Genomic DNA, 20538 nt, shown 5'->3' on the forward strand with positions numbered 1-20538 from the left:
AGGTGCGGGCGAGGGCTGTCCGTCCCGTGCGCGTCCTTCGCCGCCGGTAAGGCTGACGAGGCACGGGCCGCACCCCGAGAACCGCCAAGGAGCCGGCGAGCCCCAGAGTCCCTGCGTCGGCAGGCGGTCGCTCCGCCGCCGGCAGGGTCGTCGTACGGACGACTCCGTCCGGCGCGCACTCCTCGCTCTCGTGGTGTCGGTGAGGTCCGTGCGGCGCCACATCGCCCACCGCTGACGCCACGGACGCGGTGACGGCGGAAACCGGCCGGTGATCCTCTTCGGTCGGCCCGTGCGCGAAGGCGCACAGGCCGACCACCAAGAGCAGGCCGCAACGGATCAGAAAAATGAGCTGTCGGAGCCGTTGCGAGGATCTGGCCCGCTGGGCATACGCGGGCGTACAGGAGTATGTCGGCACAGGTCCTCCGTGCGCCCACCGCCTCTTGGCGCCACGGCGACAGCCATGGCACACAGGAGAACGGCAGGCAAGGGTGGGGGGGTAGGACGGCGTCGACGATGCAGACCGGGGATCCACGTCGGCGGGCACGGGATCCGGCCCTTGTCACGCCGGGACTCCGGCGAACGCTCCACCGACCCGTGGCAAACGGGCGGGGCGGAGCGACCGGACGAAAGGGAGGAGCCGACTCCTAGACCTGCTGAACCACCGATGATCTGACGGCTGCTGACGGCGAGACAGTAACCACCGAGTCGCTGAGACCGCGCTGTACCGCGGCCCGTCCGGAAGCAGCCGATTCGCCAACCGATGCAGCAAAGCATGGCGATGGGAGGACCTGACCCAGATGCGGTTGCACGGACAGGCATTGCTCGCCCGGATGCGACGACCCGTGGTCATCATGTCCGCCGCCGACTGCGACAAGACGGAACAGCGCCTGCGTGTCCGTGGCGTCGCGGGCATCTTCGGGCGATACGGCGGCAGGCGCCACTGCGCTGGTCACCAGATGTCCTTGGACACTCTCGACGTTCACTGCGTGCGTGAACACGACGCCGAACAGCAGCACGGCCAGGCCCAGTACGCGCAGCGGACCCGCGGACGTACGGGCCCGCACGATGCGCGGGAGCGACCAAGCCGTAATCATGCCGTGATACTAGCGGCCTGGCGGGCTTGATCCCCCAACTCCCCTGAAACGGCGTGTTAACGCGCCAGGCAAATGACCTGTTTCCTTCGGCGAGGGGGTGGTGGCGAGCGACCGCGGCAGGCCGGTGATCCACCCAAGGAACGTTCTACTATGTGGCTGCGTAGTGCGGCGACAAGGGAGCGACCATGCGGCGGCTGGGGGAACTGGAGGCGGAGATCATGGACCGCCTGTGGCGCTGGAAGCGTCCCGCGACGGTGCGGGAGATCGTCGACGACATCAACAAGCAGCGGCCGCTCGCCTACACCACCGTGAACACGGTGGCCACCATCCTCTACAACAAAGGCTGGCTGCTGCGCGGGAAGCAGGGCCGCGCCTGGGTGTACTCGCCCATCCGCACGCGCGAGCAGTACTCGGCCGCGCTGATGGAGGAGGCGCTCGGTGCCAGCGCGGACCGCCCCGCGGCCCTCGCCCACTTCGTGCAGCAGATGAGCCCCGAGGAAGTCGGCGCCCTGCGCGAGGCGCTGGCCACCGCCGAGCGGCAGGACGGTCAGTGAACGCGGCTCCTGCCCTGCTCGGTTACGCCGGGGCGGTCGGGTTCCTCGCCCCGCGGCTGCTGCTGCGCAGCGCCTGGCCGTATCGCGCACCGGCCCTTGCCGTGACCTCCTGGCTCGCGTTGTCCACGTCGTTCACCGTGACGGTCGCACTGGCCGCGTACCAGCTCGCCGCCCCGACCGAGCACCTGCATGCCGACCTGATCGGTCTGCTGCACTCGTGCGGCCTGACGACCAGCACGGGCGCCACCGACCCCACAGACGCCGCGCGGCTGGCGGCGGCCCTGCCCGCCTTCGTGGTGCTCCTCACCCTTGGCTCCTTCGCCTTCGAAGCACTGCGGGGCCGGCGCACCCGGTCCCGTCACCGGAAGGTCCTGGATCTGGTGGGCCGCCGTTCTGCGCAGCTCGGCGCCACTGTCCTCGACCACGAGCTGCCCGCCGCGTACTGCCTTCCCGGGCACCGGCCGCGCGTCGTCGTCAGTGCCGGTGCTCTGCGACTGCTGTCCGCCGGGCAGCTCGACGCCGTACTCGCCCACGAACGCGCGCACATCGCAGGCCGTCACCACCTGGCCCTCGCCGCCACCGAGGCGTTCTCGAGGATCTTCGGCCCGCTTCCGCTGGCCCGGCACGGCAGGCAGCAGACTGCCGTACTCCTGGAGATGATCGCCGACGACCGGGCCCTGCGCCGCCAGCCCCGCGAGGTGCTCGCCGCCGCGATGTACGACATGGCGGCCGGTGCGGCGCCCGCGGGCGCGTTCGCGGCGGGCGGTCCGAGTGCGCTGCTCCGTCTGCGGCGGGTACTCACGCCGCAGCGGCGGCCGCACGCCGCACTGCGGGCCTGCGTGGCCGTGGCGGCAGTGGCGGTGCCACTGATCCCGCTGCTCCTGGGCTGCGTGCACGGCATCACCTGATCAGGGCAAACCCTCCCGCTTCTTCGGACAGGATTGCGACGCGAACTACGAAGCTACTAAGTTGCTCCTGAACTTGATCGACGCCATGGCGCCGACCGAGGACGGCTCCCGCCGCCCGCCCCGGGTGAGCAGAGGAGCTGTCGCAGGATGGGAACCCACCGCCGACCGAAGCCGCCGAGCCGCTCCCGACTCGCCGTCCTGGCCGTAACGGCGGGGACTGTCTCCCTCCTGCCGACCCAGAGCCAGGCCGCGCCGAAACCGTCCATCGACGAGGTGCGCCACCAGGTCGAGGAGCTCTACGAGGAGGCGGAGGCTCCGACCGAGGAGTACAACGCCGCCCTCGAGAAGAAGGCCAAGCTCCAGAAGGAAGCCAAGCGCGCCCAGGAGCAAGTGGCCAGGCAGCAGCAGGAGATCAACGAACTGCGCGACAAAATGGGCCCAGTGGCCGCCGCGCGGTACCGCGACGGCGGCCTGGACCCGAGCGTGCAGCCGTTCCTCTCCTCCGACCCGGACGACTATCTCGACAAGGCGGAGAGGGCCGACCGCCTCACTTCACGCCAGGTCTCCATGCTGAGCAGCCTGCAGGCCAAGCAGCGCGAACTCGCCCGGACCCGCGCCGAGGCAGCCAGGAAACTGAGCGAGGCCGAGGAGGGCCGCAAGCGGCTCAGCGGCAAGAAAGAGGAGATCCAGGACAAACTCCGCGAGGCCCGAAAGCTCCTCAACAGCCTCACCGCGGACCAGCGCGCGCAACTGGAGGCCAAGGAGGCTACCGCCGACAAGGCCGCCGGCACCAGCGACAGCGCGGCCACGTACAACGGGCCCGCCAGCGGGCGCGCCCGTGCCGCCATCGAGTTCGCCTACGCCCAACTCGGCAAGCCGTAGGGGTGAGGCTCGACCGGGCCGGACTCCTACGACTGCTCCGGGCTGACCGGCGCCGCGTGGCGCGCGGCAGGCGTCTCGCTGCCGCGCACCGTCCAGGAGCAGTACTCCGCGGGACGCAAGGTCGCGAAGTCGGACCTGCAGCCCGGCGACATCATCTACTGGTACAACAGCAGCCCCCACAACGGCATCTACATAGGCGACGGCAAGGCCATCCACGCGCCGCGCACCGGCAAGAACATCGAGATCACCCCCCTCAGTTACATGCCGTACTTCGCGGCCACACGCCCCTGAGCCCTCACGCCGGGAAGGGCAGCCAGCCTCACGGGCCCCTGCGCACGGCCCTCTTGGAGACAACGTGTGCAGCGGACCGGGCTGTTGGCCAGGATTGCGCCTGCCCTTGCCGCCCCAACGGCGGGCGACTGCGCACTCCCTCCGCCGGCCTCCCCCAGGACAACGACGGCATACTCTCCGGCGCGCCCGCCATCGGGCTCGGCAGGCGGCCTTGGCGCTCACAAGCAAGAGGTCGTGAGATGCGGCCGTAAGGGTCGCGCGAGCGAGACGTCCCAGCGCGAAACTCCGCGGAACCCGTGAGCACTCTCCCGTCCCGATACGTACTAAGGGTCATAGCAGTTGAAGGCCTTGCAGTGACGCAGCGGGGCGAACGGGCGGGGAAGGGTGAAGATGGGAACTCTGGCTCTGAGCTGGTCCATAGCGGCGGTCGCCGCCCTCGTCGCCGCCGTCAGCGCGGTCCGCGTGATGACCACCAGCGGCGAGGCCCGGTTCGCGGCGGGCGGTGACCTGCTGATGGGCCTGTCCATGGCCGCGATGGCCCTGCCCGCGACGGTGGCCTGGTACGCGGAGTACGGCATGTGGTGGGCGGCGGCGTTCGCCCTCCTGGGGCTCGGCGCCGTCGTGCTGGCCACCAGGCACACGCGCGAGCGCGGCTGGACGTACGGCCGCCACTGGGTGCACCTCATTGTCGGCAGCTTCGGCATGGTGATCATGACGCTGGCGATGACGAGCACCTCCTCCGGTCCGGTACTCGCCCTCGGCCACGGTCACGCCATGGCCGGAATGCCAGTGATGGACCATACAGAAGGCATGGAGCACACGGCAGACACGCAGCACACCGCCGGAACCGGGCACACCGCCGGCATGGGGCACACAGGCAGCATGGAGTCCATACCCGGGATGAACATGCCGGGCAGTGCCCATGCCGCCACCGCCGGGGCCGACACCTCGTCGTCCGCGATTTGGCGCTGGGTGATCGCCGCGCTCGCCGTCTACTTCCTGCTGTCGATCGCTGCGTCCGTGTGGCAGCGCATCCACGGCGCGAAGAGGAAGAGCCTCGCCGATGGCCGCGAGAGCAGCCGGCGCCGCAACTCGGCCCGCTGGCTGCTCACCATGCCGGACACGGTCGTCGTGTACCTGGCGTCACTGACGCTCTCCGCATGGGACAGGACCCGCACGGCGGAGCGGGGTCGCCACGGTGGCCGACGCCGCCGGATCGGCGCCTCACCGGAGGCGGCGCTCGCTGCCCACATCGGCATGGGCGGGACCATGTCCGCCATGCTGCTGATGATGACCATGTAACGGCAGGACACCCAGGACTTCTGTGGCCCGTCCGCAGCGGCCCCTGACCGCGCTCACCAGTTCACCAGGGCAGGGCTGCCCTCCTTCACCGACCGCCACCAGCCCCTCCCCCCTCCACGCCCCCTCTCTCCGCAGCGACAGACGGCAACACGGCTGCCTCATCGTCGTGCGCGAAACCCTGGGATGCCCGCCGGTCCGCATGACCGCCTCCCTCAGTGCGCGCCCCTGAACCGCTGAACGCGCGGATCACAGCGAGATGCACGTCCGTGTGGGCAGCACCACGCGAAAGGAATACCCCAGGGGGGTATATTGCTGACTCGCATGGGAGGGGCGGGGATCGAGCCTCTCCCTGAACGCACACGCATCGACACCTGAGGAAGAAGCCATGACCGACCAGAAGACCTCCGGCTCCTGCTGCTCCACCGACGGTTCCTGCCACTCCGGTGCGGCATCCGACGCCCAGGGCATCGGCGTCACCACCGTCTACAAGGTGTCCGGCATGACCTGCGGCCACTGCGAGGGCGCGGTCTCGCAGGAGATATCCGCGCTGGACGGCGTTACCGCGGTCACGGCCGTCGCCAAGACCGGCGAGGTGGCCGTCACCTCCGCCGCCCCGCTCGACGAGGAGGCCGTGCGCGCCGCCGTCGACAAGGCGGGCTACGAGCTCGTCGGCACCGCCTGAGCCCGCCCGGGCCCAGCAACCCCGAGCATGCGATTTCTCCCCCGCCGGGACGGATCCCTCCGCTGATAGGCACGCGATGACGGTGCGGGAGTTCCCGTGGTCGCCCACCGGCGGAGTCGTCCGCTGGGTACGCGGCATGTTCGTCACCCTGTGCGCCCCGTATTCGCCGTGCGCGTGCCCCATGACCTGTCCCACGTCCCGGTCGCCGCGGCATCTGCAACGTCCGAGCGCGCCCCGGGCGCTTCGGCGTCCACCATGGCCAGGCACATGCACCACTCGGCGCCAATGTCCGCCACGCACACGCAGACGGACGCGGCCGAGGAGAACACGCTGACCGGCAGCCCGGACGGTACGGCCTGCTCCTCGATGGCCATGCAGCACTGCTCCACGGCGAATGTCACCCCCGTACAGATCGCGGCGCCGTCCGAGTCTCCGATCCCGGCTGTCCCCAGCCAGTACGCCACCGTGGCAGGCGTAGACCTCGCACGCTCCGTCAGTCGTGCGCCACCAGATGGACACCACGTGCATCACCGCCACTGAACACCCGCACCCGGGGAGAAGAGGACTCCCGGCGGCGCAAGGCACCCGATCACCCCGCTGACCTGCCCTTCGTCAGGGAAGGGCCTGCTCCGCCCAGATGACCTTGCCGTCGGTCGTGTGCCGGGCGCCCCAGCCCTGGCACGTCTGGGCCACGAGGAGCAGGCCGCGGCCGCCCTCGTCGTAGGTGCGGGCCCGCCGCATGTGCGGGGCGGTGGTACTGCCGTCCGACACCTCGCAGATGAGGGACCGGTCGTAGATCAGCCTCAGCTCGATGGGGGGCTCGGCGTGCCGGATGGCGTTGGTGACGAGCTCGCTGACCACCAGTTCGGTGACGAACGCGCAGGCGTCGAGCCCCCATTCGGCCAGTTGCCGGCACGCGTTCTTGCGTGCCACGGCGACCGCGGTGGTGTCGGGTGGTACGTCCCAGGCGGCCACGTGGAAGGTGTCCAGGGCGCGGGTGCGGGCCACGAGCAGGGCCACGTCGTCGGCCGGCCGTTCCGGAAGCATGGTCCGCAGCACCGCGTCGCAGGTGCCCTCGAGTGAGGCGTCGGAGGTCTGCAGTGTGCGCAGCAGGGTGTCCATACCGTCGTCGATGTCACGGGACCCCGCCTCGACGAGACCGTCGGTGTACAGCGCGAGCACGCTCCCCTCGGGAAGTTCCCGTTCGAGGACCTCGAAGGGCAGACCGCCGAGCCCCAGGGGGAGCCCCGCGGGTACGTCGAGGAACTCCGCCCGCCCGCCCGGTGTGAGCAGCGCCGGGACGGGATGCCCCGCGCGCGCCAGGGAACACCGGCGGGAGACCGGGTCGTACACGGCGTACAGGCACGTGGCCCCGATGTCGCCGGTGCCGTCGGCATCCGCGGCCAGGTGGCTGACCAGGTCGTCCAGGTGGGTGAGCAGCTCGTCGGGAGGCAGGTCGACGTCGGCCAGGGTCCTGACGGCGGTCCGCAGCCGTCCCATGGTGGCCGAGGCCTGGATGCCGTGGCCGACGACATCGCCGACGACAAGTGCGACGCGGGCGCCGGACAGCGGGATGACGTCGAACCAGTCCCCGCCCACCCCGGCCTGGGCGCTGGCGGGCAGGTAGCGGGAGGCGACGTCGAGGGCGGACTGTTCGGGCAGTCGTTGCGGGAGGAGGCTGCTCTGCAGGGTCAGCGAGGTGGCGCGCTCTCGCGTGAACCGGCGGGCGTTGTCGATGCAGAGGCCGGCTCTGTCGGTGATCTCCTGGCCGAGCAGCAGGTCGTCCTGTTCGAAGGCTTCGGGGTTGCGGTGACGGGAGAAGGTGGCCACCCCCAGGGTGAGGCCGCGAGCGCGCATGGGCACGGCCAGCACGGAGTGGAAACCGAACCGACGCATCCGTTCTCCGCGCTCGGGGGTCTGGCGCAGCACGTGCTCCATGGCCTCGGGGGTGATCTGCTGGATCAGTGGCCGGCCGGCTGCCAGGCACTCGGCCGCCGTCGACCTGTCCGGGTAGACGGCCACGGTCCCGTTCGGGACCACGGCTTCGGGACAGCCGTCGAGAACCGACTGGTGGGCGACACGGCGCAGCCGCACGGGGCCGTGAGGGGAGCCTGTGGGCGGGTCGTCGCCGTCGTCGATGGACGGCAGCAGGTCGACGGTGACGAAGTCGGCGAGCCGCGGTACGGCCACGTCGGCGAGTTCCTGCGCGGTGCGGACCAGGTCGAGCGTGCTGCCGATGCGCAGGCTCGCCTCGTTCAGCAGGGCCAGCCGCTGCCGGGCCTGGTGCTGCTCGGTCATGTCGTGCGCCGAGAGCAGAACCCCCTGCGTCCGGCCGTCGCCCGCCCGGACCGGGGCGAGGGAGACGGTCCACACGCTCGGGCGTTCATGACCTGCGAGCTGCAGGGAGAGCTGGAGGTCCTGCCGCTCACCGGTGTCCAGTGCTCGCCGCATGGCCTGCTCGGTGAGGTCGGCCTGCGGGTGGTGCACGATCTCCGAGACACGCAGTCCGCGCATCGCCTCCTCGGGCAGGCCTATCACCCGCTCCATGTCGGCGTTGGCCCTGACCAGCCGCAAGCCGGTGTCGTACAGCGCCGTCGTACAGGTGGACTGGGTGAAGCTCCTCCTGAGGAACGCGTCGTCGTCGGGGCTCACCTCGAGGCGGCTGACCGCCGAGAGCAGCAGCCATTCGCTGTGGCCGCCGTCGTTGCGCTGCAGGTGGGCCAGGAGGTTCACGGTCAGGGGGTGTCCCTCGCGGTGCAGGAGCGCCGCGGCGCCGTTCCACCTGGGGAGGGCGAGCAGGGAACTCAGCAGACCGGGCGGAGGCTCGTCGGCGAGCAGCGCGGACCCGGGCCGGCCGATCACTTCGGAGGCGCGGTAGCCGAGCAGCCTGCGTGCTCCTTCGTTCCATCCCGTGACGACGCCGCGCTCGTCCACGACGGCCTTCGCGGTGAGGGCCTCGTCGACGAAGCCCTCAGGCAGTGCTCCGCTGCCCTCGCCCGGGACGGACGCAGATCTCGCCATGGAGCCTCGACCCACCTCACCCACTAGGCATCCTTACTACTTTGCTCTGATATTCCACAAGAATGACAGATATCCCCTGTGCCGGGTTGAATGGCCGGAGAGGCTGGTTAACAGCGTGCGCATCACCACCGACCAGGGGCGGAGGTCGTGACCATGTCTGTCGACGGCGAGCGGAGCTGGCCGGACGCGGCCGAGTGGACCGGGAAGATCTACAGCGAGGGCTGGCGAACCTCCGAGGGCGGCACCCGCCGGGTCGTCGAACCGGCCACCGGAGAGCCACTGGCCGAGGTGGGTCTGGCCTCTGCGTCCGATGTCGAACAGGCGGGGGCCCGGGCCGCCCGGGCCGCGTCGGAGTGGGCGGCGACCACCGCGTCCGACCGCGTCGATGTACTGATACGCGCGGATCGCGCCCTGCGTGAGCACAGTGCAGCGGTCCGTGAATGGATCGTCCGGGAGACGGGGGGCGTTCCGGCCAAGGGCGACTACGAGATCGCGGCCGGCCTCGCTCAGCTGCGCAATGCCATCGGGCTCGCGTCACAGCCCCCGGGCGAGGTCCTCGCACCGCTGGTTCCCGGGGGGACGAGTCTGGCGTGGCGGGTACCGCTGGGGGTCGTGGGGGTCATCACCCCGTGGAACGCGCCGCTGCTCTTCGCGATGCGGGCGCTGGCACCGGCGCTGGCCCTCGGCAACACCGCGCTGCTCAAGCCCGATCCCCTCACCCCGGTCTCGGGCGGTGTCCTGGTCGCGCGGCTGTTCGCGGAGGCCGGGCTGCCCGAGGGCGTGCTGCACGTCCTACCGGGCGATGCGGCGACCGGGCGCGCGGTCACCGCCGACCGCCATGTCGCGATGATCTCGTTCACCGGCTCCACCGAGGCGGGGCGGGAGGTGGCCCGGATTGCCGGCGAGGGACTCAAGCGCGTGTCCCTGGAACTGGGCGGCAAGAACTCGATCGTCGTCCTGGAGGACGCGGACGTGGAGGCGGCCGCCGCGGCCGGGGCCATGAGTTCGTTCGGCTACCAGGGCCAGGCCTGTGTCGCGGCCGGACGGCATCTCGTCCACGCCGATGTCGTCGAGGCGTACACCGAGACGCTGGTCCGGCAGGCCAAGGCGCTGCCGGTGGGCGACCCGCGTGACGAGGGCGTGGCGCTCGGTCCGGTCATCAGCGAACGGCAGGCGGCCCGGATCGCACGGATCGTGGACGAGAGCGTGGACGCCGGGGCACGCGTGCTGACCGGAGGCACCCGCGAGGGGCTCTTCTACCCGGCCACCGTGCTGGACCGAGTCGACCGGTCCATGCCCGCCTTCCACGAGGAGATCTTCGGGCCGGTCGCACCCGTCATCCCGTTCCGCTACGAGGACGAGGCGGTGGAGATCGCCAACGACACGGCGTACGGCCTGACCGCCGCGGTCCACTCCCGGTCCGTGCCCCGGGCGACCGCCCTCGCGCAACGGTTGCGCACGGGCATGATCCACATCAACGACGTGTCCGCCAAGGACGCCGCGAACGCGCCCTTCGGCGGCATGGGGGTCTCGGGCAACGCCTCCCGCATCGGCGGCACCGCGAGCCTGGAAGCGTTCACGCAGTGGCGCTGGATGACGGCACCCGGGCCGTCGTGACCCCGCCGGGGAAGGGAGCGAAACATTTCGCCCCTCGCTCCGAATGCTGCGAGAGGTATTGACGACCCGTCAGGGTGCTGCTCATATCGTCCAAGACGTTCGACAGGACAGCCGGCGTTCGACCTGCAGAACACAGACCCCTCCCGCACTCCATGGCAGCCCCCACCCCCAAGGCGGATCACAAATGACATGGACAGGTCATAACCTCAGCCGCCGTGCGGCCCTGGCCACGACCGGCGGCCTTGCTGTCGGCGCCCTGCTGCCCCCCGGCACGGCGGGAGCCGCCGTGGCCGGACCGGCCGCGACCTACACGAACCCCGTGATCTGGCAGGACTTCGCGGACATCGACATCATCCGCGTCGACAACACCTACTACTGCTCCGCCTCGACGATGCACTACTCGCCGGGCGCCCCGGTCCTGCGCTCGTACGACCTGGTGAACTGGGAGATCGCCGGCCACGCGGTGCCGGTCCTCGACTTCGGCGCCAAGTACGACCTGAGCGGCGGACGCGGCTACGTCAGGGGGATCTGGGCCTCGTCCCTGGCGTACCGTCCCGCCGACCGGACGTTCTACTGGCTCGGCCAGATCGATTTCGCCCGGACCTACCTGTACACGGCCAGATCCGTCGAGGGGCCCTGGAGCAGGCAGGCGACGCTTCCTCAGGTGTACTACGACGCGGGCCTGTTGGTGGACGACGACAACACCCTGTACGTGGCGTACGGCAACGGCACGATCAGTGTGGCCCAGCTGTCCGCGGACGGCCGCAGCCAGGTGCGGGCCCAGCAGGTGTTCAGCACCCCGTCGAGCATCGGCACTCTGGAGGGCTCCCGCTTCTACAAGATCAACGGGAACTACTACATCTTCCTGACCCGCCCGGCCAACGGCCAGTACATCCTGCGGTCCACCAGCGGCCCTTTCGGTCCCTACACCCTGCGGCAGGTCCTGCTCGACCTGCCCGGGCCGATCTCCGGCGGAGGCGTTCCGCACCAGGGCGGGCTGGTGCGGACCCAGAGCGGTGCCTGGTACTACATGGCTTTCGTCGACGCCTACCCCGGCGGCCGTATGCCCGCCCTGGCGCCCGTCACCTGGACCTCGGACGGCTGGCCGGTCGTCCAGCTCGTGAACGGCGCGTGGGGCAGGTCGTACCCCGGCCCGGTCGTACCGCCGCCACCCCGGCAGGTCACTCCCCTGACCGGTGCCGACACCTTCGACGGAACGGTCCTCAAGCCCAGGTGGGAGTGGAACCACAACCCGGACAACGGCAAGTGGTCGGTGAACAACGGCCTGACCCTGAGCACCGCCACGGTCACCGACGACCTGTACTGGGCGCGCAACACCCTCACCCACCGCATCCAGGGACCCACGTCCACGGCGACGGTCCAGCTCGACCACTCGGCGATGCGGGACGGCGACCGGGCCGGACTCGCGCTGCTGCGAAACTCCTCCGCCTGGATCGGCCTGAAGCGGGACGGCGGTGCGACGCGGGTGGTCATGGTCGACGGACTGACCATGGACGCCAATTGGAACACCACCGGCACCGGGACGGAACGGGCGAGTGCGAGCGTGCCGGGCGGTCGCCTCTGGCTGCGGGCGAACGCCGACATACGTCCCGGATCGTCCCGGCCCGGCACCTTCTCCTACAGCACCGACGGCGTCACCTTCACCCGCCTGGGCCCCGCCTTCGCCATGGGCAACGACTGGCGGTTCTTCATGGGCTACCGGTTCGCCCTCTTCAACCATGCCACGCGGGCCTTGGGCGGCTCGGTCCGCGTGACGCGGTTCGAACTGTCCACCCCCTGAGCGAGGCGACCTGCCGCTGCCGCTCCACTGCTCGTCCCACCCGCGGGCAACCCGCGAGGAGGCAGGGACGCGGCGCCTCCTCCGGCGCAGGCGCCGCGTCCGAGCGCGTCGACGACCCGCGTGGGCAGGCCTCACGAGTCGCCGCGCCGGGTGTCCCGGACGAGCCGCCAGTCGCGGCGCACCGCGGGCGGCGGCGAGCCGGACTGCGAACTCCACCACAGCGGTGTCGTCTCAGCTCGAGTACGGCGCCGCCGACGTCCCACCCTCCTGGATCCAGTCGCCCCGCCTCCAGGGCCGCAGCTTCTCCGGGTTGCGGACAGCCCAGATCCCGGTGACACGACCTGCGGAGACGTCGAACGAGGCCACGGTCATGACGATGCCGGCCCGCCGGGCCACCAGGCCAGGCCTGCCGTTGACCGACCGCTCCAGGAGTTCGAGCCCCGGCGCCTTGTCGGCGATGGTGACCATGTACTGGGCGATGCGTGTGCCGCCCTCGACCGGACGCCGCGCGGCGCCGGCCATGCCGCCGCCGTCGGCGGTCATCACGGCGGCCGGGTCGAGGAGACGGACCAGGGCGGCGATGTCCTTGCTCTCCCAGGCTTCTTTGACGTGCCGCACCACGTCGGCCTGGCCCGTCGCCCTCTCCTGGGAGCGCGCGGCGCTCACCCGCCGCCGGGCGGAGGCGGCAAGTTGCTTGCAGGCAGCGGGAGTTCGGCCGAGAACCTCGGCGATCTCGGCGAACGGGTACCGGAAGACGTCGTGCAGGACGAACGCCACCCGCTCGGCGGGCGTCATCGACTCCAGGACGACGAGGAAGGCCACGGTCACCGACTCGTCCAGGACGATCTGATCGGCGGGGTCCGCGGGGCCGGAGCCGTCCACGGCCCCCCACTCGGCGCGGTCGGGCAGCGGCTCGGGCAGCCACGCGCCGACATAGCGTTCACGGCGGGCCCGGGCCGAGCCGAGCAGGTCCAGGCAGATGCGGCTGGTCACCGTCGTCAGCCAGGCGCCGGGGGAAAGGATCTCCTCCCGTCGGCTTCGCGGCAGCGCGTACCAGCGTGCGTAGGCGTCCTGCACGGCGTCCTCTGCCTCGGTGACCGAGCCGAGCAACCGGTAGGCGACATTGATCAGTTGGCGTTGCTCGCCGGCTGTCCCATCCGTGCCGGTCCCGGCCGTTCCCATATTTCGGCGTCCCCCTCGCCTTACCTTTCGCGCCCCCGCGTCGTCGGGCTGTCGAGACCTTATCGATCTCCTGCCCGAGGGCGGAAGAGAGGACTGTGACATGGCCACTCAGGTGACAGCGGCGGCACGGCGTGGCACCGCGTTCCTGCAGATCGCGATCGCCCTGCAAACCCTGACGATCTTCCTCCAGGCGGTGTCCGCCGGATTACTGCTGACCTCGTCCTACGGGGAGATGCTGCACAGCGTCGGGGCGCGTGTGATGTACGGGGCGTCGATGCTGTACGTGCTCGCGGCGGTGCTGGCGTGGAAGCCGGGCGGCGGCTCGCCCCGGCCGATCTGGTACGCCTCGGGTTTCCTCGCGCTCGCCTCCCTCCAGGTCGTGCTCGGCATCGCGCACGTCCCATCACTCCATCTCCCCCTGGGCGTGCTGATGTTCGGTCTGAGCATGCTGGCGCTGGCCCCGGCGGTGAGATCCGGCACGGGACCCGCCGGAGCAAAGTAGGCCGAGCCGGGGGCGGCGCCGCCGGTGACGCCTTCGGCGACAGCCCGACCTCGCAGGACACCGACTCGGAGAACGGGACACCGACTCGGAGAAGGCGACGGCTCTGCTGCGGCGGGCCTCCGGCAGCGAACGGCCTGCCGTGGCCGACGGCTCGGCCCGCAGGTCGCCCAGCGCGCCGACCCGACCGCCTGCGGCACCCGTCCGTCTGCCTCACGTTCGTCCCACGGGCGAAAACCCAAACACCTCAGGCGCCTCAGGCGTTTCGAGCCTCCGCGATTCGGCCACCCCCGGACTGCCGGGAGCGGCCCCAGCAATGAGCCGCTCCGGTCGATCCCTTGTGCGGCAAGGGACTCAGCGCGTCCGGAATCGAGCGCGTTCGAATCAGGGGTCGTGTCGTTAGGCCGTGCACCGCCGAGCCGTCCGGGCGCGGCACGAACCTTCAGGAGGGCCCCAGGTGACGGTGACCCATGCCTCGACCGCTGACGAGAACACTCCGCCCCCTCCCCCGCCCGCGACCCTCACGTTCGGCGGGAAGTACGGCAAGAACCCGCTGGCAGAAGCCGGTTTCGGAGCGATGTGCCGCCGCCTGCCAGCCGTCCTCGGACACACCGCGCGGATGGCGTGGGCCGTCGACAGGACCGGCGTCGTGCTGCTCCTGGCGTGCCAGTTCCTCACCGGCATCGCGGCGGCGGTCGTCCTCGCGTTCACCGCGCAGGCCATGACGCACGTCCTCGGCAGCGGCACCGTCCCCGAACGCCTGCACGCCGCACTGCCGGCCCTGATCGTGGTGACGGCGGCCGCGGCCGTCGCCCGGATCACCGGTGCCCTCTCCTCCTACGCCGACGGCCGGATCACTCCGCTGCTGACGACCGAGGCCGACATCGCCCTGGTCGCCGCCGTGTGCCGGGTGGAGACCGCCGCTTACGGCGAGGACGGCTTCGCCGACCGGCAGGAAGCCGCCGAAGTCGGGGTCACCCGCACCCGGATGATGGTCCAGGACGCGCAGCGGTTCGTGTCGGCACTGATCCGCATGATCGCCGCGAGCGGAGTCATCACCGCACTGCACCCGCTGATGCTGCCCCTGCTGCTCCTTGCCGTCCTCCCGGCCGGCGCCGGGGCCGTCCTGTCCGCCCGCGTCGACTACGAGACCCACTACCTCAACGTCGGCGACCGCAACGTGCGCTCCATGATGCGCTGGTGGGCCACGTACTCCCGATTCGGCGACGAGGTCCGCGCCAACGGCATGACCGGCTACCTCGTCTACTGGTACCGGGCCCTGTCCGACCGCATCGACCAGCGCACTCTCACCGCCGCCCCGCGCCTGCTGCGCATCGTGCTGACCACCAGCGCCCTTGGCGGAGTGTTCCTGCTGTGCACCTGGGCCACCCTCGCATGGCTGGCCGCCGACGGCCGGGTCGCCCTGCCCGTCGCCGCCACGGCCGTCGTCGCCGTGCAGACCACGCTCGCCGCGCTCGGCCAGTTCGTCATCCACGGCGCCGCGATGTTCCACACCTCGCTCTACCTGGCCGACATGCGGGCCTTCCTCGACATGGCCGCCGAACGCGCCCCGCAGCGCGGTGAGCTGACCATCCCGGAGCGCGTCGAGGAGATCCGTCTCGACGAGGTCGTGTACCGATACCCGGGCAAGGAGGAACCCGCCGTCGCGGGGGTGTCTGTCACCCTGCGCCGAGGCGAGATCGTGGCGATCGTCGGCGAGAACGGCTCAGGCAAGTCCACCCTCGCCAAGCTCATCACCGGCATCCTCCTCGCCGACAAGGGACGCGTGCTGTGGGACGGCGTCGACCTGGCGCACGCCGATCCCGACGCCGTGTGGAAACGGACCGCGCTCGTACCACAGGACTTCGCCTGCTGGCCGCTGCGCGCCCGCGAGAACATCACCCTCGGGCAGCCGAAGAGCTTCGACGACGGTCCCGTGTGGGATGTCGTCGACGCCGTGGGCATGCGCGAGGCCATCGAGAAGCTGCCCCGGCAACTCGACACACTGCTCGCCAAGGAGCTGTGGGGCGGTGCCGAACTCTCCGGAGGGCAGTGGCAGCGGCTGGTGTGCGGACGCGCCCTGTACCGCCGGACGCCGCTCCTGATCCTGGACGAGCCGACGTCCCAGATGGACGCCCGCGGTGAACACGCCATCTTCCTGGAGATCAAGAGGATCGCCGCCGAACGCATGACGATCGTCGTCACACACCAACTGGCGAACACCAATTCTCTGGGGGTTCGGGCCGTTGCACTGGCGGGATGCTCAGGTTGATGCAGCTCAGCGCCGGTGCGCTGGAGCCTATCCGTCGCAACAGATGTGGTGCTATCGCTGGATCGGGTGAGCTACTGGCCGCCCGGTAGGAGTGGCGATCTACTTCAACACCCAGACCCCGACCTACCCCCCCCATCCCATTCGGTAGGACCTCGGGGGTGTCGCATCGGAGCGACTTCCGTGTGTGGATGTCGTCCAGTGATGTGAGTTGAGGTCAAGTACGCACTCAGGAGATGAGCGGTGAATTCCTCTGCAGATTACCTTGGGTGATATCGAAAATGAGCAAGCCTAGCCAAGTGAGCAACAAGGCTCCAGCGGCAGCCTTAGCACGCCTTGGAGACCCTAGAACAATCGGAATGGTTGAAATTACAAAATACCCCAAGGTGGATACGACGACGAGGTTGTGATAGGTGTTTGCCGCCGTCTGCAACCTTCCCGATTGATTGATTGCATGAATCTGCAGTGCCAGCGCCAAGAGAAGGCAAATAGCAAAGGTTGCGCCGTGCCAAACCCGAGACCGATACAGGGACCCAGATGGATTACCTCCGCGAAGCTCCGCGGAGACTATAGCCAGCTCACAGCCGATGAGGATATCCCCGGGAAGACTTGCCCGCGAGTAATCGTAAAATCGCCCCTCCCACACAATCCGAAGCACCCCAACCACGCCTGTGCTGGCAACAACCACTAGTGTCAGGACGACGCTAGGTCGCAATTTTCTAAGCAACCAAACGCTCAAAGCCCCTCCCATTCTGACGCGACGGAAACTATGAACGACTAGCGTCCCACCTCCTCTCCTCCGATCTGGCCGTATCGCGCGCCATCATGCGGAGCTTCTTCAGATAGGGACTATCGGGGTCATTAGCAAATCTCATCATCATCACCGCTGCCGCAACATTAACAGCAATCATGAGAATGTAGAAAGAGGCAAGCAGCCAGAAAACAACCGAATTCGCATTTGCCCTGTGGGCGATGTAGCAAGTGTAGGCCGTGAACCCCACAACGATGATGACATGAGAGACGAAAGTCAGGACCGTTAGAACCGCGAATGGCCACAAACTTGACTTCCATCCTGCAAATAGCCCTTGATGTAGCGTGGTGAAGCCCGGGAAATTCACCTTCCGGTTCCACGGTTGATTGGACAGATGGGCTTCAAGGTGCATCAGATAGCTTTGCCTAACTCGTGATGCCGCGTACTGGAAAGTGACGTACCCGGTCAGAATGAGCAACGGGAAAGGTGCAGCCATCAATAGCTCTGGCTGCAATTTTGTCTGCCTTTGCTGATCGGCAAGGTATGCGACCGCCGCAGCGAAATAGGCAAGAGTTCCCGTAGTTACCGCAATGATTAGAGCAGCTGTGTTCTGCTCATCATGGCGCTCAGACTCGTAGACCAATCTGAGATTCTCGTCTTCCATGCCGCCCTACCTCCTGCCGAGTCACTTATATTCTGCAACAGCGGCAGGGTGCGTTCTAGAAAAGTCTGCCATTTGGGTCAAGCGGCTTGCATTAAGGTACTTCCAAGCCTGCAACACCGTGGAACGGCCCTGGGCGTGCTGTCCCGGGACATTCGGTCAGCACACCTAGGGCCTGTCCGATGGGTCAGGTAACCCCCCTGTCGGCCTCCACGGCACGGTCACTCTCACGGCGATTCGGTTGTGGCTCCGCTACTGATCTCAGCCACCGCAGAGGATGCCCCTGTGGTTGCCTCAGTCGTCGGCGGCGACGATGAGAGTGATCTGCCCATCCGAGCGGTCGATGAGCACGAACTCGTGGAAGTAGTCGTGCACACGTCCCCAGTCATGGATCGCCTCATCACCGAGCTCGCTGAGGTAGTAGATGCCATCGGCTGCGGCCAGGCGGGCGAACACCTCCCGCTGTAGATCCGCCTCCAGCTCGGTGGGCACGTCCCAGAGCGGATCCACCCACTCCCGCAGAATCTGCGCAGCCTTCTCCTGGCTGATGGGCTCGTAGAGGTCGGGAGTGATCAACCGCAGCCAATACGGACCGTGCCGGGGCCCATCCGGCAGCACTCCACCACCTGCATAGTCGTCCCGGAACTGCTCATGCCCAATCAGTGCGGCGAGCAGCCCTCTATCGTCCACGGACTCCGCAGAGAAGCGGAGCTGCTTGATGTCGACCCACCGAAACCCGTGCTCCTTCGGATCCGGGACGTACCGTCGCAAGTTGATGAAGGCGCTTCCCTCGTGAGCGAGCCCGTTGTCCATGGCGCCAGCCTAGAAGGCAGGCAAGGGGACCCTGCCGACTCACCGGACAGGGCCTAAGGCGGTGCGCGCCGAGCAACGGCAGCAGCAGCTCGCCGGCACATAGGCGGGTACCGAACGCGCAGGGGGATCCGGCCCGGCGAGGACCGCCTTATCCCGCCCGCTGGAGCCGGGCCAACAATCCATGCCGACGTCTCCAGCGCAGTGGCCTGGGGTAGCCCGGGCTGCAACCCGCTATTGCAAATCTGCCAGCAGGGTGCCGTCGTACCGGTCCAGCAGATCGGGCCAGCCCACGGTGAAGCATGGCGCGCCAGCATCTGGGCGGGGCTGGGCCTCGGGGATGAACTTCTCGTACATCCGCGGATGCCGACGACGCCCATGCAGACCTCGTTTGTAGAGCCTCGGGATGCTCAAGCAAGCGGCATCTGTGCGGCTTTGCGGCGTTCCGCTGATGAGGTGGGTGGCTTGTCAGTAGGGTCCGCGCAGGAGATCGTTGTCGGGGGTGGGGCGCATGCGGGTTCGGGTGTGGGCGGCGGGAATCGTGGCGCTGGCCAGCCTGGGCATAGCCCTGACGATTGTGCTGGCCCTGGCCGGGAACGCCGCAACCGAGAGCTCACGCTGGCCATGGGCCCTGGACGAGCTCCGGCAGCACCCGTGGTGGTCTCTCGGCATCGTCGGGTCGCTGGCCGTCGTGGCGGGCGGCGTCATGGCCAGGCTGCAGTTGCGTCCGCCAACAGTCCTGAGCGATCCCCCGCCCCCGCCGCCACCAGCCATCCCGGAGTGGTTCGTCGACCGGGACCAGACCCGTGCCACAGTGGCGGCGGTGTGCCGCGGCAGACGCACCGTCGGCATCACCACCGCCCTGTCAGGGGCGGGAGGGTTCGGCAAGACCACCCTGGCCACCGCTGTGTGCAATCACCAGCGCGTGCGCCGCAGGTTCCGGTCCCGGATCTACACGATCACCATCGGGCGCGACGTCCGAGGCCGCGCCGCGATCGCGGCCAAGGTGGCCGAGTCCACCCGGTTCATCACCGGCGACACCGAAGAGTTCGACGACCCCGTCCTCGCCGGCGCGCACCTGGGCCGACTTCTCGACCAGCGCCCCCGCACCCTGCTCGTCCTCGACGACGTATGGGAAAGGGAGCAACTGGTCCCCTTCCTCCAGGGCGGCCGCCACTGCGTCCGGCTCATCACCACCCGCAATCCGATCCTGCTACCCCCCGGCGCCCACCCCATCCGAGTCGACCAGATGTCCCATGCCCAGGCCAAGGCCGTGCTGACACGCGACTTACCGACGCTGCCCCACGTTCTGGTCGGCGGCCTGCTGCGGGCCACGGGCCGATGGGCCCTGCTGCTGCGCCTGACGAACCGGCTGATAGCCGAACAGTGCGCCGCCGGAGCCCAGGCTGCCGTCGCCGCCGAGCGGATCCTCGGCCGACTGCGCGACGTGGGGCCTGTCGCCGTGGACGACCCGGCTATCGCCTGGGATCTCGACGACCCGCGCCTGCGGAACCAGGCGGTGAAGGCCTCGATCGAGGCCGCGACCTCGCTTCTGCCGCCCGACGGCGCCGACCGCTTCACCGAGCTCGGCATCTTCGCCGAGGACGAGTCCGTACCCGTCACCGTCGTCGCCCTGCTGTGGCAGGCCAGCGGCGGACTGACGGAGGACCAGACACGCACACTGTGCCGAGACCTGGAGCGCCTGTCCCTGCTCACTCTCGACCCGAGCAATGGCGGCCGGGTGGGCCTGCACGACGTCATCCGCGACTACCTCCGCAACGCGCTCGGCGAGCCCGGCCTGACCCGCGTCAACGGCCTCCTCATCGACGCGATCGCGGCCACCCTGCCACCGGCCCAGCCCCTCGCGCCTTCCACCCCCCATCCTCAGCGCGCCTGGTGGCAGCTCAGTGCCGGCTACCTCCTCGACCACCTCATCGATCACGTCCTAGCCGCTGGACGCACGACCCTGGCCGAGAACGTGGCCGGGGATGTCCGCTGGGTGGAAAACCGGCTCAGCCAGCGCGGACCGACCGCACCTTGGGCGGATCTCACCCTCATCGACTCCCCGCATACCCGCCCACTGGCCCGCAGCCTCGCGCAGGCCGCCCATTTCCTCACCCCCACCGACCCGCCCGATGCCCTCACCGGCGTCCTGCACAACCGCCTCGAGACACACCCCCACTGGCATCCCTAGATCACCGCACGACGCCACGA

16 protein-coding genes and 1 pseudogene are annotated in these 20538 nt (G+C 69.3%); 11 read left to right on the plus strand and 6 right to left on the minus strand.

The annotated features are described in order from the left end of the window. Positions 1 to 644 precede the first annotated feature (644 nt). Positions 645 to 1094: a hypothetical protein gene (locus tag ACZ7EG_RS26205; protein ID WP_471083558.1), complete on the minus strand. Its 450-nt coding sequence runs from the start codon at positions 1092 to 1094 to the stop codon at positions 645 to 647. A gap of 185 nt (positions 1095 to 1279) precedes the next feature. Between ACZ7EG_RS26205 and ACZ7EG_RS26210 the strand changes: the two genes are divergently transcribed. The 6 genes and pseudogenes from ACZ7EG_RS26210 to ACZ7EG_RS26235 all read left to right on the plus strand — a co-directional run bounded on the left by ACZ7EG_RS26210 (position 1280) and on the right by ACZ7EG_RS26235 (position 5713). Then, positions 1280 to 1648 carry a BlaI/MecI/CopY family transcriptional regulator gene (locus ACZ7EG_RS26210; protein ID WP_471083561.1) on the plus strand — a complete coding sequence of 123 codons (369 nt, stop codon included), beginning with the start codon at positions 1280 to 1282 and terminating at the stop codon, positions 1646 to 1648. Then, positions 1645 to 2556 carry a M56 family metallopeptidase gene (locus ACZ7EG_RS26215; RefSeq protein WP_471083564.1) on the plus strand — a complete coding sequence of 304 codons (912 nt, stop codon included), beginning with the start codon at positions 1645 to 1647 and terminating at the stop codon, positions 2554 to 2556. Before ACZ7EG_RS26210 ends, ACZ7EG_RS26215 begins: the two co-directional genes overlap by 4 nt. Positions 2557 to 2703: 147 nt before the next feature. After that, on the plus strand, positions 2704 to 3438 hold the full coding sequence (locus ACZ7EG_RS26220) for a coiled-coil domain-containing protein (RefSeq protein WP_471083567.1): 735 nt from the start codon (positions 2704 to 2706) through the stop codon (positions 3436 to 3438). A gap of 18 nt (positions 3439 to 3456) precedes the next feature. Continuing rightward, positions 3457 to 3729: pseudogene (locus ACZ7EG_RS26225) on the plus strand (C40 family peptidase); the annotation flags it as partial. Positions 3730 to 4119: 390 nt separating this feature from the next. Then, positions 4120 to 5031 (plus strand): DUF5134 domain-containing protein, encoded by a 912-nt coding sequence (locus ACZ7EG_RS26230; protein ID WP_471083570.1) that lies wholly within the window; start codon positions 4120 to 4122, stop codon positions 5029 to 5031. 385 nt (positions 5032 to 5416) lie between these two features. Then, complete coding sequence (locus ACZ7EG_RS26235; protein WP_471083573.1) at positions 5417 to 5713, plus strand: heavy-metal-associated domain-containing protein; 297 nt, start codon at positions 5417 to 5419, stop codon at positions 5711 to 5713. A gap of 143 nt (positions 5714 to 5856) precedes the next feature. Here the strand turns inward: ACZ7EG_RS26235 and ACZ7EG_RS26240 are convergent, their stop codons facing one another. Beyond that, entirely contained in the window at positions 5857 to 6087 is a 231-nt protein-coding gene (locus tag ACZ7EG_RS26240) for a hypothetical protein (RefSeq protein ID WP_471083576.1), read from the minus strand. A 238-nt stretch (positions 6088 to 6325) separates the two neighbouring features. Further along, a complete protein-coding gene (locus ACZ7EG_RS26245; protein WP_471083579.1) occupies positions 6326 to 8734 on the minus strand; it encodes a SpoIIE family protein phosphatase in 2409 nt (802 codons plus the stop codon). Positions 8735 to 8887: 153 nt separating this feature from the next. On the opposite strand from ACZ7EG_RS26245, the gene ACZ7EG_RS26250 reads away from it, so the two are divergent. Together ACZ7EG_RS26250 and ACZ7EG_RS26255 are read left to right on the plus strand one after the other, a co-directional pair. Beyond that, a complete protein-coding gene (locus ACZ7EG_RS26250; RefSeq protein WP_471083964.1) occupies positions 8888 to 10351 on the plus strand; it encodes an aldehyde dehydrogenase family protein in 1464 nt (487 codons plus the stop codon). A 184-nt stretch (positions 10352 to 10535) separates the two neighbouring features. Then, on the plus strand, positions 10536 to 12152 hold the full coding sequence (locus ACZ7EG_RS26255) for a glycoside hydrolase family 43 protein (protein ID WP_471083582.1): 1617 nt from the start codon (positions 10536 to 10538) through the stop codon (positions 12150 to 12152). Between the two features lie 231 nt (positions 12153 to 12383). On the opposite strand, the gene sigJ is transcribed toward ACZ7EG_RS26255, so the two are convergent. Further along, entirely contained in the window at positions 12384 to 13334 is a 951-nt protein-coding gene (sigJ, locus tag ACZ7EG_RS26260) for an RNA polymerase sigma factor SigJ (protein WP_471083585.1), read from the minus strand. 100 nt (positions 13335 to 13434) lie between these two features. Here sigJ and ACZ7EG_RS26265 point away from each other — a divergent pair, with 100 nt between their 5' ends. Both ACZ7EG_RS26265 and ACZ7EG_RS26270 read left to right on the plus strand, forming a co-directional pair. Next, positions 13435 to 13836 carry a hypothetical protein gene (locus tag ACZ7EG_RS26265; RefSeq protein ID WP_471083588.1) on the plus strand — a complete coding sequence of 134 codons (402 nt, stop codon included), beginning with the start codon at positions 13435 to 13437 and terminating at the stop codon, positions 13834 to 13836. A gap of 460 nt (positions 13837 to 14296) precedes the next feature. Further along, on the plus strand, positions 14297 to 16105 hold the full coding sequence (locus ACZ7EG_RS26270; protein WP_471083967.1) for an ATP-binding cassette domain-containing protein: 1809 nt from the start codon (positions 14297 to 14299) through the stop codon (positions 16103 to 16105). Between the two features lie 764 nt (positions 16106 to 16869). Here ACZ7EG_RS26270 and ACZ7EG_RS26275 read toward each other — a convergent pair. After that, positions 16870 to 17517, minus strand: coding sequence for a hypothetical protein (locus tag ACZ7EG_RS26275; protein ID WP_471083591.1), 648 nt, complete (start codon positions 17515 to 17517; stop codon positions 16870 to 16872). A 291-nt stretch (positions 17518 to 17808) separates the two neighbouring features. Beyond that, complete coding sequence (locus tag ACZ7EG_RS26280; RefSeq protein ID WP_471083594.1) at positions 17809 to 18327, minus strand: hypothetical protein; 519 nt, start codon at positions 18325 to 18327, stop codon at positions 17809 to 17811. Positions 18328 to 18835: 508 nt separating this feature from the next. Here ACZ7EG_RS26280 and ACZ7EG_RS26285 point away from each other — a divergent pair. Beyond that, entirely contained in the window at positions 18836 to 20518 is a 1683-nt protein-coding gene (locus ACZ7EG_RS26285; protein WP_471083597.1) for an NB-ARC domain-containing protein, read from the plus strand. Positions 20519 to 20538 lie beyond the last annotated feature (20 nt).

Source organism: Streptomyces sp. NPDC037100, assembly GCF_055606225.1.